Below are 15152 nucleotides of genomic sequence, written 5' to 3' on the forward strand. Positions count from 1 at the left end.
GTCGGAAATGTTTAATGCTACAGCACCAGCATTATCCATTAAATGTTCTATTTTCCTCGCGCCAGGAATAGGTACAATATTATTTCCTTTACTTAATACCCAACCAAGTGCTAGTTGAGCGAGTGTACAACTATATTTGGATGCAATATCTTGCAATTGTTCGAGTAGTTTCTGGTTTTTTAACATTGCTTCTTTTTGGAAACGAGGAAGATTTCGACGAAAATCATCATCCGCAAAACCGGATTGATCGGTGATCTTTCCTGTCAAAAATCCACGTCCTAAAGGGCTATATGGAACAAATCCCACTCCTAGTTCACGACAAGCTTTGAGAATTCCTTCTTCCGGTTCACGCGTCCACAGTGAATATTCTGTCTGAACAGCAGTGATAGAATGAACCTTGGATGCTCTACGTAAAGTGTCACCGGATACTTCTGACAAACCAATATGGCGAACTTTTCCTTCCTTGATAAGATCAGCCATCGTACCGACTACATCTTCAATAGGAACATTAGGATCGACGCGATGTTGATAGAGAATATCAATCGTATCGATGTTCAGCCTTTTGAGTGAGCCCTCAACAGCTTCGCGAATGTGTTGTGGCCGGCTATCAACCCCTGCCATTCGTTCGAGCCCCTGACCTGTAGGAAGGATTCGAAAGCCAAATTTAGTTGCAATCTGAACTTTATCTCGAATACCTTTTATGGCTTTTCCAACTAATTCTTCATTCTCAAAAGGGCCGTAAACTTCAGCCGTATCAATAAAGGTAACTCCCATATCAACAGCGGTATGAATTGTATTAATAGCTTGAGATTCTTCTGCACCTCCGTACGCAAAACTCATTCCCATACAACCAAGTCCCAGTGCTGAAACTTCGAATTTTTCTTTTCCGAGAAAACGTGTCTTCACTTATTTATCCTCACCTTCTTAATGTTTTTATAGATATACTTTTATTTTAAACTCAAAACAATTAATATATAGCTAATACACTGTTAGAAAATTATTAATAATGAAAAACATTCCAGATTTACAGCATATAGAAATATTTATTCTTATCGTTAGACACGGAAGTTTTCGTAAGGCCGCAAAAGAGTTGAATCTTTCTCCTCCGTCATTAACTAGCGCCATAAATAATCTTGAAGATAAGTTAGGTGTCAGGCTTTTGAATCGATCAACTAGAAGTCTTTCTCTAACCGAGGTTGGTGAAGAATTTCTAAATAATGTCATACCTATTTTAAATGATTATAGACGTATTATTGATAACCTGAATCATCATAAAAAGAAACCTGAAGGTATTGTAAGAATTAATTTACCAAGAATAGTTCTGGACCTTTTCTTTCAAGAATATTTTTTAAAGTTCAAACATGAGTTTCCCGATATTGTCTTAGAACTGTTTACAACTGACAGAATGATAAATATAATCGACTCTGGATTTGATGCGGGAATACGCTATAGATCAGATGTTCCTAAAGATATGATTGCAATTCCAATAGGCGAAAAACCGGCTTTAATACCTGTAGCAAGTCCGGCGTTTATTGATGAGTTTGGCGTTCCTTCATCACCAATGGATCTGGTTAATTTTAGATGTATTAATCGTTGTTTTCCTAGTGGACAAATATATCGGTGGGAGTTTATTGATTTGCATGGAAAACTAGTTGAAGTATCCGTTGATGGGGATCTGGTACTTGACTCGGATACATCAATGATCCAGGCGGCTGAATCGAGCTTAGGGATTGCTTTTGTTTACGAAAATTTAGTGTTGAATAATATTTCAGAAGGTAGTTTAATCAGATTATTACCTAATTATAAATATCCTGTCGACAATTTTTGTATTTATTATCCGAGCAGAAAATATATTCCTGTACCTTTAAGAACGTTAATTACATGGATCTCCTCTCAAAATAACGTTTCATGATGATATTTAGTGATGATTATTTATGTATACGTTAAATTAGATTTTATTACGCTAAATATAAATATTTAATATACAAATCTATATAATGGCTATGAGTATTAGTGTGGCTAAAAATCATAAATCATCGAAGGAAATAGATAAAATAACGGTATAGATGTTTCAGTATGCCGTTAACCGAACATAAATAGTGTTTTGATGTCGTAATAGAAACGAGATTCAAAGTAAGGGATATTAAACCGAATGATTGTTTGGATCATCATCTCAAGCGAATGCCAGCTTAACTGCAATGACAGGGGACGAGTGTCCCCTGATTGAAGAAGGAGTTGATTAGACGTAACGTCGGATTGCCAGCACCCCGAATAAGGACACCAAAAGTACGCCGCTGACTGAACCGCCCATTTTCAGCTCCAGAATCGCAGGATCATGGTCTGATGCGCGGTATTGGTCGCGGTATTTAGGCAGATCACCCTTATATTTGTTACTGTAGTCAAACAGAGAAGACTCCGCCGCATTGATATGCCAGTCGGTTGCGTCAATGACATGCATTTTCAGACTCGGGCTAATCAGAATATGGTCTAAAGAACCCACTTCATCATTGTATGAGTAACTCCAGTTGTCAGGATGAATCATACTGACCGCACTGATGTAACCATAACCCTGCGTGATGTCAGCACCTTGATCGCCAAACTGCGGTTTGCCGTTGATGAAGGTATTTCTGGCGGCATGAATGGTTTTGCCGTATTTCGCCGGGGTGTAATCGGTCAAAACCAGTAATGGATCTTCCTTACCGTACGCGTTGAGGTCTCCGAGAATGACTTGATGACCGCCAATTTGTTTCAGTGCTTCTCCGAGCGCAACGGCAGCCGCCACGCGGAAGTTCTCACATGAGCCTTGGAAATCCGGGTCTTGCTGGTCTTGTCCGCCATTCTCAACCGCTGCGGCATCTTCCCAACAGGTTGAGCCTTTAGATTTAAAGTGGTTGACGGCAACGGTGAGTTCTTGTGCGACACCTTTGCTACTCTGGATTTTAAACGTCGGGGCGAGAGAATCACGCTGATAGTTCTTACCATCTTCGATCAGATTGCCGTCTTTATCATACACAGCCGGTGCTTGTTGCGAAGGCATGTGGATAATCCGTGGTGTGGTCAGCGAGACACGCTGGTTACGATAGATGAGCCCGGTGGTAATCGCATCGGTACCGATGGAATCCCGTGAATCGATGGTGCCGTCCTGATTGGTATCGATGGCCACATACTGATAGCGGTTTTCCGGTTTGCTGATCTGTTGATTGAGCTGCTCGACTAACTGATGAATCGCGCCACCGTCGCCGAAACCGTTATTTTCAATTTCCATCAGACCGACAATATCCGCATCGAGTTGCAAGATAGCGCGGACGATTTTCTGTTGCTGAATTTCAAATTCCGTGGCAGTTTCTGCCCCACGGTTACTGCCATAAGGGTTGGCATCACCGCCAAAAGGAGAATTGAAGTAATTGAGTACATTGAACGTAGCAATACGCAGATCACCGCCGTCTTTGAGTTGTGGAGAAGAGCCGCGCGGAGAATTGTGAACGAAGTTATCCTGAGTCAGGGTATTGGTCATGATCAGGCGATATTCATCATAACTGTAAGTGATCACACCTTGAGCACCGCTGAGGGTGTCATTGACGCGGATATAGTCTTCGGTAGAGCCGTCTTGATCGATGTCGCTGCGGCCAAACTGAGGGTAGTAAGGAATTTGACCATCATCGGCAACCTGATCTGATTCAACAAACAGACGATGCTGTGCATTCTCTTTGCTTTGCTGTTTGGCTTGCTCGGAACCGGCCGCAAAATTTTGGTTGGGTTGGACATTCAAACGTCCCTGGGCAAGCACCATATTGTTGCGTCTGGCATCATAGTCGTAACTGAATGTGCGGGTAACACGCATGTCGAGTTTGGCTGGGAGATTGACTAACATGCCTTCATAGCGTTCCAGCGTTTGGGCAAAATTGTCATCGCCCTCGGTCAGGACAATATCCGTGGCCTGTGGCGGTTGTTGCTCTCCCTGTTTGACCCATTGATGGTTGTCCGCTGAGAGTTCAGTCAGATCATAATACTCTTTGACTTTCCCTTTGGCGCAGACTACATCGCCGGGTTTGAGATCGGCAGCAGACTGGCCGGTGTAAATAAACAGCCCTTCAGAGGTATTGCTATTGTAGTCATCTTGCAGTGCCTGCAGATAGAACCCTTTGGTGAGCCCAGTGGTCACGGCACTGACGACGCCTTTCACAGTATATTCCTGATCGGTGGTGTTATCTGAGCTACTGAGCAGCGGCGAGCGGCTACCTTCTCCCTGAATCTCTTGAATTGAGATAAAGGATTCCCCCTCACAGGTAAAGGTTGAGCCTGAGCTACCGATGTCGATGGTGCCGAGTCCGTCGATATTGTCGTTTGCGGCAGAAGTCCATTGCGATTCAACATAGGTTGGTGAAGGGGTTAACGCATTGGATTGACGCATCAATGTGACGTCTTTGGCAAAATAGCTGCCACCCATCGTGCCGATCACATCGTGCACTGAACCGTTGCGGAGTAGGGCAATCGGATCATTGCCGTTAAAATTCAGGACCGTTGTATTGGTCTCTTGACTGACCGCCAGAATATCACTGTTGGCCTGACTATTGGCAATGACGAGTACGCCATGGGCTGGAATACTCCGCCCGTCGAGCGGGAGTTTATTGCCCCATTCGCCATTACCGTTGATTGACTTCGCCAACGTATAACCGTCCAGAGAGCTGGATTGATCGCTGGTATTGGCAATTTCGATGGCTTTATTGAATCCCGAGCCTTCCACATATTGTGACAGCAAAATATCGGCATGTGCCGATAACGAGAGGATGCTTCCGATGGCAATCGAAAGACATGATAACGAGCTTTTGACTTTCATTTCTGACCCACTTGACGTTGTTTTTCCATGATTATATGAGATTTAGTTCGTGAATAATCAACTCATCAAAATTGATAACTCACTACTAAAATTACTAACTATTTCACGGTTTAGTTTTACTTTTTAATATGAAACTAAAAATACATTTCAATGAACTTGAGATATGAGTCGCATAAATAGCATCAATAAATCGAGATGAATCACATTTTTATATGCAACAAAGCTTGTGCCATCGGATGGGATCAGCCACCGCAGAGCGCGGTGGCAATTGGTGATGTCAGGCGTGCTAAAAACAACGACATGGAAATAGGGAAGGTCAGAATCCTCGCATCTGAATGCGGCGTAGAAACTCGGTCATAATCCGGTCGTAGAGTAGATCCCCTAAGAATGCATCTTCCACATGATGATCGATACTTGGATTATCGTTGACTTCAATCACATAAACCTGCCCATTGATCTCTTTTAAATCAACGCCGTATAAGCCATTACCAATTAAATTGGCGGCTTTCAGTGCCGTGTCGATAACATTTTTAGGCACTTGCTTGAGATCCAGTGTTTCAAAACTGCCGGAGGTGGTTCTGCCATTGTTATGGTGATGGTAAATCTGCCAGTGACCACGGCTCATCATGTATTTACACGAGAAGATTGCCTGTCGGTTGAGAATGCCGATCCGCCAGTCAAAGTCTGTCGGCATAAATGCCTGAGCCAGAATCAGTGCACTTTTCTCGAATAGCAAAGCTGCTTCTTGATTGAGTGAGTCAATATCAGTCACTTTAATCACCCCGCGTGAGAAGGCACCGTCAGGAATTTTGAGCACCATCGGAAATGACAGCTCAGAGAGCAGCTTTTCTTGCCAGTCCGGGTCAAAACTTTGCACAATCACACTTTTGGGGGCGGGAATGTGATTGCGTTTCAGTAACTCGGTCAGAAAGACTTTATTGGTACATTTCATAATGGATTCAGAATCATCCATTACCACCAGCCCCATTTTCTCGGCCGTTTTCGCAAAACGGTAGGTCTCGTTACTGATATTGGTGGTGGCACGGATAAAGAGTCCGTCAAACTCACCCAAACGAGACAGATGCTCCGCGGTAATCGTTTCGAGATTCATGCCTAAGCGTTGCGCTGCTTTCTGAAAACGTTTCAGAGCTGCTTTATCTGACGGGGGCATTTTTTCATCCGGATCGACCAACATCGCAAGATCATAGCGGGACGCTTTATTCTGCTTCGGATTTTTCCAGACTTTCTGGGAAAACTTTTCCAGCGATTCAATAAAGAAGTCCTGCTCCGGGTCAGTCAGATCCTGAAACGGGAATGGCTGAATCGATTTGATATGCCACTGTTGGTTATGTCTTGACAGTTCAAGATGAATCACCGGAATCATGAATTGTTCGAACAAATGACGTGCCAGCTTTTCCAGCCCTTTTTGCGGGGTGCGGCCAAAGTAAATTTTGCACGCTAGTTCATGCTCTGACGGATAGAGCTTGTTCAGCTTGAGCAGGTTTGAAGAGTGCAGAAACGGCTGATGGATATCATTGATCGCCATGACCCGGGGAATCACCCGGTGTCCTCTTGCTTCTGCCATCAGTGAGCAGTAATAACCACTACTCATATAGTCGTAACTACGGCATAAATTGACGACTTGAATTGATTTATGCGTCGGTTTCCAGTTGGTATTCAGGTAACTTTGAACGCTGATGACCTGATCGGAAGGGAAATATTGGTGCCAGTCATCGGTATGATCGGTCACAATGAAAAGATTTGCCATGTCTTATAATTCCGGTTGCATGATACACAGTCTTTGTGGAGATAAGTCTCTTGTGGAGATTGACGTATCGACATAATATTGCATCGCAATCTTCTAACCTTTTGAGGCATCGTATGGACATTCGTCATGCGAACCACACTGATCTTTCTGCGCTAAATGCACTAGAGCAACAGCTTTTCACCGGAGACAAAATTTCACCACGTCAAATGCGGCGGTTTCTGAAATCGGCGCATGCGGCCATGTTTGTGGCCGAATCCGACACACAATTGGCTGGCTATGCTTTACTTCTGTTTCACCAAGGTACACAGCTATCAAGGTTGTATTCGATTGCCGTAAACCCTGACTTCAGAGGACGAGGCATTGCCCAACAACTGATGGAGCAATGTGAGCGTGCCGCTCTTGATCAAGGTGCTTGTACATTACGGCTAGAAGTCCGGGATGACAATAGGGCAGCGTTAAAATTATATGAAAAATTAGGCTATAAACGGCTTAAAATATTGATGCACTATTACGATGACCAGTGTGACGGGATTCGGATGCAAAAACGGCTTGATCCGCATGAGCCTCGTTTGGAAGTGCCCGTGCCACTTTATGTCCAGACCACTCCATTTACCTGTGGTGCAGCTTGCCTGTTGATGAGTTTTGTACGCTTTGAACCGCAAACAGAGCTGACCCGTACCCATGAGCTGCAACTATGGCGGGAAGCAACCACGATCTACATGACATCCGGACATGGCGGCTGTAGCGGACACGGTCTGGCGCTGGCCGCGGCCCGGCGCGGATTTGATGTTGAGTTGTGGAGCCGTTCTTCAACGGTACCATTTATTGATGGGGTGCGGGATCCGAATAAAAAGTCAGTGATTGAATTAGTCCATCAGGATTTTTGTCAGCAGCTGGCAACGTATGAGAATGTCACGGTGACGGATATGCCGCCCACACAGGCTCAGTTTGAGCACTGGCTGGAACAGGGTGCGAGTGTGTTATTGCTGATCAGCACTTATCGATTTACGGGTAACAAAGAACCGCACTGGATTTTACTCAGTGGCATGAGCGAACACTTCTTCTTTATTCATGACCCACATGTTGACGATCAGTCTGATGTGGTTGCGGCTGCTTATATTCCGGTCGGAAAAGCGGTTCTCACGCAAATCATTGGCTATGGCAAACAGAAGCAGACATCTTGTGTGGTGATACGCAAGGGAAAATCGCTCGAACTCTCGAACTAATTCATTGAATGGATAAACTGAATTGAATAACGCCTAACACGAGCATCCGTAACGTGTTAGGTCAGTGAAAATGTGTCTGATACATATGTGGAAGAATATGTACTCAGGCGCATTTTTTATAGTCAGTCATGGCGGATTCTTGCATACCAAGTTCCTGAGCCTGACGCACCAGTTCTTCTCTCTCTGTTGCTGTGGTTTCTGCTTTTTCTGGTGAGCGAAACGTTTCGATTTCGAGTTCCGCAGGTACAAAGACATAATGTTTGCTAAACATTTTTCCACTCTCTATGGTTATGATCTATGGTTACGATGGGTAAAAAAGATGCTGCTTAATATTAAGCAGCATCGAAAGAAAGGTCAAATTATAATCACAAATCTATTAATAATCGAACGATTTGTTTGTTAATTTGTGAGCCTCAGACATCGTAGGTGGTTGAAGCTGTATCACCGCCTGTACCTGTCCAGTTGGTGTGGAAGAACTCACCACGCGGACGGTCAACCCGCTCATAGGTATGCGCACCAAAGTAGTCGCGCTGAGCCTGAAGCAGGTTTGCAGGGAGACGTGCTGTGGTATAGCCGTCAAGGAATGTCAGAGCCGATGTGGTACAAGGCATTGGGATACCGGCTTCCAGAGATTTGGCAGCAACCTTACGCCATGCCGCAAGACAGTTATCCAGAATGCCTTTAAAGTAAGGGTCTGACCCTAAGAATGCAAGCTCAGGGTTGGCATCATACGCATCGCGGATATTGCCGAGGAAGGCTGAACGAATGATACAGCCACCACGCCACATCAGTGCTACGTTACCGTAGTTCAGTTCCCAGCCATTCTCATCGGATGCTTCACGCATCAGCATAAAGCCTTGTGCGTAAGAGATGATTTTTGAAGCCAGCAGTGCCTGACGCAGCGCATCCAGCCATTCTTGCTTATCACCGCTCACTTTCTCGATAGCCTTGCCAAATTGTGCTTCAGCCGCAACGCGTTGCTCTTTGAGTGCTGACAGGCAACGTGCAAATACAGATTCACTGATCAAAGTCAGTGGGATGCCAAGATCCAAGGCATTGATACCAGTCCATTTACCGGTGCCTTTCTGGCCTGCCGTATCAAGAATCTTCTCAACCAGCGGGCTGCCGTCTTCATCTTTATAACCAAGAATATCAGCGGTGATTTCGATGAGGTAACTGTTCAGCTCGGTTTTATTCCAGTCGCTGAAGGTTTGTTGCATCTCTTCATGGCTCAGGCCAAGGCCATCTTTCATGAATTGATACGCTTCAGTAATCAGCTGCATGTCACCATATTCGATACCGTTGTGTACCATTTTGACGAAATGGCCGGCACCGTCGTTACCGACCCAGTCACAGCAAGGCTCACCGGCATCGGTTTTGGCTGAAATCGCCTGAAAGATGGGTTTGACCGCCGGCCATGCTTGTGGCGAACCACCCGGCATAATCGATGGCCCGAAGCGCGCACCTTCTTCACCACCGGATACTCCGGTACCGATGAAGTGAATGCCTTTTTCTTTCAGAGCAGCAACGCGACGGTTGGTATCCGGATAGTTGGTATTCCCACCATCGATAATAATATCACCCTCGTCGAGTAGCGGAGCCAACTGATCGATAAACGCATCAACGACTGAACCGGCGCGAACCATCAGCATGACTTTGCGTGGTTTCTCTAATTTTTCAACCAATTCTTCCAAAGAATAAGCCCCGATAATATTGGTGTCTTTGGCGGGGCCGGCTAAGAATTCATCAACTTTGGATGTGGTGCGGTTGTGTGCAACGACTGTAAAACCATGGTCGTTCATGTTAAGAATCAGGTTTTGTCCCATCACCGCAAGACCAATAACACCTATATCGCCTTTCATTGAATTTATCTCCTCACGCAATCTTTGCTGCTGCATCTTTATCTAAATACCACTCAGTCTCTCCCTGAGACGACTGAACTTTAGCCGCAGGATAAGGTAATGCATCTGCAGCAGTGGTGTGAATTTCATGGACAATGTCTGCTTTCCCTGCGCCCAGAACCAAGTAACTGATTCGCTTGGCAGCCTGAAGAACTCTGGCACTTTTGGAAACACGTAATTGGCCTGATTCAGGGTGAGACGCAACAATAGCTAATGCCGGTTCTTGATAATTGGTTGCGCCTGGGAACAGTGACGCTGTATGACCGTCGCCACCGACGCCTAACAGAATCCAGTCAAAGACAGGGATGCCGTTTTGAGCCGGGACTTGGTCCAGCATTTCTTGGGCGAAGCGTTCAACTTCTGCTGCCGGGTCTTTCTCGCCTAAAATCCGGTGGATATTCTCTGCCGGGATTTGAATCTGACTAAATAACAGTGCGTTTGCTTCACCGTAGTTGCTTTCTGCATCATCCGGCGCAACACAGCGCTCATCACCCCACCAAAAATGGAGGTTATGCCACTGGATTGATGTCGCATAGGGGGCAGAAGCCAGCAGCTTGAACAACATTTTGGGCGTGCTACCACCGGACAGAGAGATATGAACAGGGCGTCCCTGTTCACTATAAGTTTTTAAGTCGTCGGCAAGTGAATGCACGACATCATTGGCAGTTTGAAAAATTTTATGGTTAATCATAATTCGCAATAATCCGTATTGGTTAAATTTTTACAGGGGAATCGCCACTCTCTGCCATCTCTTTGCAGCAGTTCGTCCGATTCTTTAGGGCCCCATGTCCCACAGGCGTATCCATATAAAGAGGTCGGGTCTTGTTTGTAGTCCAGAATAGGCTGAACAAATTTCCAACAAGCCTCAACCGCATCTGTGCGGGCAAATAGTGTAGCGTCGCCATTTAAGGCATCGAGCAATAACCGCTCGTAGGCCGTGAGCATTTTAGTTTCTTCCAGAGAGGTATAGTGGAAGTCCATCGATGCTTCTTTGGCGCGGAAACCGGCGCCCGGCTCTTTCAGACCGAAGCACATCAAAATACCTTCGTCGGGCTGAATTCTAATCACGAGTTTATTTTCAGGTGCGTTCTGAGCAAATACCGGGTGCGGGGTACGTTTAAAGTGAATCACAACTTCGGTCACGCGGGTCGGTAGTCTTTTACCACTACGGACATAAAAGGGCACGCCATTCCAACGCCAGTTGTTGATAAACATTTTTAGCGCGACATAGGTTTCGGTGCGAGAGTCTTCAGCGACCCCATGCTCATCCCGATAGCCCGGCAAGAATTTACCCCGGACTTCAGACTCTGTGTATTGTCCGAGGACTAAGTTTTGCTGGAGATCTTTATCGCTGAGCGGTTGTAGGCTTTGCAGGGCTTTGTTGACTTCATTGCGGATTGAGTCGGCATTAATCGCGGCCGGTGGCTCCATGGTGACCATTGCCAGCACTTGCAGCAAATGGTTCTGGAACATATCTCGCACTGCTCCGGAGTTGTCGTAGTAGCCACCACGCTCTTCTACACCCAGAAACTCAGCACCGGTGATTTCGACATAGTCGATGAAGTTGCGATTCCAGAGTGGCTCAAACATACCGTTTGCAAAGCGGAAAACCAGTAGGTTTTGCACAGTTTCTTTACCCAAATAATGGTCGATACGGTAAATTTGATGCTCTTTGAAATGGCGGTGGATTTCGATATCCAGTTCTTGTGCTGACTTGAGGTCATAACCAAATGGTTTCTCAATAATCAGACGTTTCCAGCCTTGGTTCTCATCGTTTAACCCATGCGCGGCCAGACAGCCGGGGATCACGCCATACAGGCTAGGTGGTGTCGCCAGATAGAATAAAGTGTTGCGTTGTTCAAAATGATATTGTTCAGCCAACATGTCCAGCCGTTCAGACAACTTCTTGTAGTCTTCGACGTTGGCAGTATCAATCGCTTGGTAGTGAAGGTGCTGAGAAAAATCTTCGAGCGTTTCAGGTTCTGTCTTTTCCAACTCTTGCAGGGTTGTCTTCAATCTTTCCCGGTAGGAATCATCACTATATTCCGTCCGACTTACACCTAAAATTGCAAATGATTTGGGCAGTTGATTGTTTGCATATAGATGATACAAGGCAGGAATAAGTTTGCGGTAAGTGAGATCGCCGGAAGCACCAAAAATCACGATGCTGCTGTTTTCAGGTATTACCATCATCTTTCCCTTAAAAACGAGGTATTTAGCGTGTGCCAACGGTAACAGCACAATACCAAAATAGAAAATTGGCTCTTTCTATAGCTATAATAGGTGTTATCAATATCCATGACACCCATCATAAAAGAGCAAAAAACCGGCCTCTATTCTCTCTGACAATTTGATTTACATCAACTAAAAGTGTCGATTTGATCAACTTATTTGATGTAAGAGTGTCCGGCTGATTTCGCTTTCTGATTTGGTGATCATATCTGATGGGTCATTGTCTTGAGATATTGTTTGACGCGTTTGATGTGGGTAGCCGGGTCAACCTGCGTTATCGGTTTTTCTTCCATAAATGTATCGGCATAACGCTGATACAGTTTATTTTCCAGAAATAGTAAATAGAGACGGGGATCCAGGTGGCCGTTGACGGCCATATCAGTCATCCGTTCAATGACTTCTGGCAGCATATTTACTTTTTGATCCGGTCGCTCCCGGAACGTGAGTGATTCAAAGACGTCAGCCACCGCGATCATTCTGGCTTGAAGCGAGAATTCTTCGCCTTTTAATCCTCTGGGGAATCCATGACCGTCTATACGTTCATGGTGACATGCTGCGATTTTCGGAATATTTTTCAGATGTTCCGGATAGGGCAATCGTTCCAGTAGCATTAAAGTCTGTACGGTGTGTGAATTGAGGATAAATTGTTCTTCTTCAGTTAACGTGCCATGGCGAACGGATAAATTATGGAGTTCTCCCCGATTGTATAGCAGTTCTCCCGGTTTGAGTGAGAAGCGATCCAGCCATGTTTCTTGCGGCGTCTCTTGCGGATAGTTATAGTTGCCGGACTCCCATGTCACATAGTGGCTTGGCTTATCATCGAGTAATTTTTCCATGACCGGCAGAGACCTCGGTTTGCCGGTGCGTTGTTGCTCAATCGAGGAGACGCCTAACTGATCATCCAATGTACGCTTCCAGTTGCGTTGGGCAATTCGATGTAACTTCTCGATTTTTTCATTGGTCATCGGTTCATCGCTGACATTACATTGGGCAACGAAGACAAACTCTTCATCCAGGGTCTGGTGGATCGCTTCAAGCTCGGCCAGCAGGGTTGTCTGATCTTTCCCTTCCGCCAGCCCCTTCCAGTAATCCGCTTCAGCCTGAAGTTTGAGCAGTTCAAAACGCATCCGGACTTCATGAATCCGGTTATAAATAGTTTCCAGCTTGGTGGCTTTATTGAAGATATATTCCGGTGTGGTGATTTTTCCGCAGTCATGCAGCCAAGAGGCAACATTTAACTCTTCCCATTGCGAAGAATCCATTTTGAAATAAGGATAATAATGTGTATCGGTGACGGTTGCTTCCGCCAGCCACTGCACCAATGCCGGAACGCGTTGGGAATGTCCGCGAGTCTGGGGCGACTTGGTATCCACTGCCGAAGCGATAAGCTCGATAAATGCGTAAAATACCTCTTTCTGTTGTTGTAGTGTGTCGATATTATCTTTGGCGATTTGAGCAAAACTCATCAGCTCACGCAGGAAGGCGTGTTTGTCTGATTGTTCCTGAGTCAGCGGGCGTTCATAGCCGAGATTGAGAATACCGATCAACTGCTGACGGCGATTCAAAAGGGGGAACAGATAAATATCAGTATTAAATAGCTGATCGCGGTATTTTTTGATGACGTTATCTTGTTTACTGAAGTGAACCACTTCGCCTTTTTGTAGTTGTGATTTGAGCCAAGGTGTTTCATTCAGTAAATCATTGATGTCTATTCTGAATGGAATGATGGCATGATTCGTCAGTGTCGTGAATGACTCTGTTTCATTGGAGAATATGTACAGAATAATCGTTTCTGCCCGGGTGATTTGATAGCTTTGTTGGGTCAGTGTCTTTGCCAGCGTATTGAAATCATGATTACTGGCCGTATTGCGGAGTAACTTGAGTAAATCATGCAGGGTGTGTTCCATTAGCTGCAACGACTGGGATAAGTTAGCGACTTCTTTAATGATCGATTTGGGATAACGAGTTTTCTTAAATTCAAATCGGATAATGTTGTCGGAAAGCTGAACGAGATTTTTTAACGGTCTTGCCAGTCTTGATGCAATGATCGCAACGGTCAAAAAACAGATGATAAGTAGAATAATGACCACCTTGAGCTGCTGATCCCGCATCGATAATAAGTTGGACAATAAGGCATCGTGGGGGGTTGCTTCTGCTAACATTAAAGTGACGTAAGGATTTAATGTCACGGGGGTTAACGTTAAAGACCAATCTTTGTCGCCATCATTGGCAGTCTCATAAATGACCTGACTACTGATCCGATGGAGAATCGGCGTAAATAATGACTTTTCCAGCTTGTTACGATTTTCTGCCGAGGTATTGGTCACCGACACTCCGGCATCATGTTGGGCTAAGACATTATATTTTTGATCAAACAGAATGAGCTTTGTATTTTCAGTGAAGCCGATGGCGTCGATTTGTTTGGACAAAGAATCCAGTGTGAAATCGGCACCGACAACTTTGTGGCCGTCGGGTGATCTTCGTGATAGCGTTACTCCGTGGGTTTTCAGAAAATAGAAGAAATAGGGCTCCGTCAGTCGAATTTTTCCGTCGCGCTGAGCGGACAGAAACCAAGGACGTTCACGGGGGTCAAACTGGTTATCAAAGGTCTGGCGATGACTAATCTGCTGGAATTGTTCATCAAGAAAGAAGATATCATTCTGCCCATCGGCTTGTGTTTGTTGTGCATACAATGCAGCATTTTTAGGGGCATCGAAACGTCTTATATCCTGTTCATTCAAGAGTGGTCGCATGATGGTGAAATCACCATTGTCGTCGGCAAAGTAGATAGCAACCAAATTGGGATTTTTTTGAAACACCAGTGCCATCGATGCCAGCCAGCGCTTATCGTCAATGGGTGAGTGCTCCTTTTCGACAAACGTGCTGAATGCAAGGAAATCCAGTGTGGTGAGGATCGGGCCAATACTCTGTTTATATTCGGTTTCGATTTTACGGCTGTTTTCATAGCTGAGCTGTTTTGCTGTTTCGCTGAGTAATGCTTGGGCATGGTTGTAACTGATCAGGATTAAAACGCCACCAACGATTGAAGTTAAAATCAGGAATAAACTGCCAATATGAAGACTAAGAGAATAGCGACGTAATTTCATAAATTTGTCCGTAAATCGAGCCCCTAGGGTATAAGTATTGTCGAATGTGGTCAGGTTGCAAAAAAACCGTTGAAATTGGTG

10 protein-coding genes are annotated in these 15152 nt (G+C 45.1%); 2 read left to right on the top strand and 8 right to left on the bottom strand.

What is annotated here, in order from left to right:
- Nucleotides 1–906: aldo/keto reductase (locus AC55NX_RS15845; RefSeq protein WP_496996605.1), on the bottom strand; the 906-nt coding region annotated here is incomplete at its 3' end.
- A gap of 100 nt (nt 907–1006) precedes the next feature.
- Here AC55NX_RS15845 and AC55NX_RS15850 point away from each other — a divergent pair.
- The gene (locus AC55NX_RS15850; protein ID WP_496996606.1) at nt 1007–1912 is read left to right on the top strand and encodes a LysR substrate-binding domain-containing protein; all 906 of its coding nucleotides are present in this window, start codon (nt 1007–1009) and stop codon (nt 1910–1912) included.
- A gap of 327 nt (nt 1913–2239) precedes the next feature.
- Here AC55NX_RS15850 and AC55NX_RS15855 read toward each other — a convergent pair whose 3' ends face one another.
- Nucleotides 2240–4837 carry an ExeM/NucH family extracellular endonuclease gene (locus tag AC55NX_RS15855; protein WP_496996607.1) on the bottom strand — a complete coding sequence of 866 codons (2598 nt, stop codon included), beginning with the start codon at nt 4835–4837 and terminating at the stop codon, nt 2240–2242.
- A gap of 316 nt (nt 4838–5153) precedes the next feature.
- Complete coding sequence (locus tag AC55NX_RS15860; protein ID WP_496996608.1) at nt 5154–6605, bottom strand: RimK family ATP-grasp domain-containing protein; 1452 nt, start codon at nt 6603–6605, stop codon at nt 5154–5156.
- Between the two features lie 113 nt (nt 6606–6718).
- On the opposite strand from AC55NX_RS15860, the gene rimI reads away from it, so the two are divergent.
- Nucleotides 6719–7831, top strand: a complete 1113-nt coding sequence (gene rimI / locus AC55NX_RS15865) for a ribosomal protein S18-alanine N-acetyltransferase (protein ID WP_496996609.1) — start codon at nt 6719–6721, stop codon at nt 7829–7831.
- Between the two features lie 103 nt (nt 7832–7934).
- Here the strand turns inward: rimI and AC55NX_RS15870 are convergent, their stop codons facing one another.
- The 5 genes from AC55NX_RS15870 to AC55NX_RS15890 all read right to left on the bottom strand — a co-directional run bounded on the left by AC55NX_RS15870 (nt 7935) and on the right by AC55NX_RS15890 (nt 15071).
- Complete coding sequence (locus AC55NX_RS15870; protein ID WP_157371937.1) at nt 7935–8102, bottom strand: hypothetical protein; 168 nt, start codon at nt 8100–8102, stop codon at nt 7935–7937.
- A 142-nt stretch (nt 8103–8244) separates the two neighbouring features.
- A complete protein-coding gene (gene gnd / locus AC55NX_RS15875) occupies nt 8245–9693 on the bottom strand; it encodes a decarboxylating NADP(+)-dependent phosphogluconate dehydrogenase (protein WP_496996610.1) in 1449 nt (482 codons plus the stop codon).
- Nucleotides 9694–9706: 13 nt separating this feature from the next.
- Nucleotides 9707–10423, bottom strand: a complete 717-nt coding sequence (pgl, locus tag AC55NX_RS15880; RefSeq protein ID WP_496996611.1) for a 6-phosphogluconolactonase — start codon at nt 10421–10423, stop codon at nt 9707–9709.
- Complete coding sequence (gene zwf / locus AC55NX_RS15885) at nt 10420–11922, bottom strand: glucose-6-phosphate dehydrogenase (protein ID WP_496996645.1); 1503 nt, start codon at nt 11920–11922, stop codon at nt 10420–10422. The genes pgl and zwf overlap by 4 nt, the downstream gene beginning before the upstream one ends.
- A gap of 245 nt (nt 11923–12167) precedes the next feature.
- Entirely contained in the window at nt 12168–15071 is a 2904-nt protein-coding gene (locus AC55NX_RS15890) for an HD domain-containing phosphohydrolase (protein ID WP_496996612.1), read from the bottom strand.
- Between the last annotated feature and the right edge of the window lie 81 nt (nt 15072–15152).

The organism is Vibrio rubrogenes (assembly GCF_059641415.1).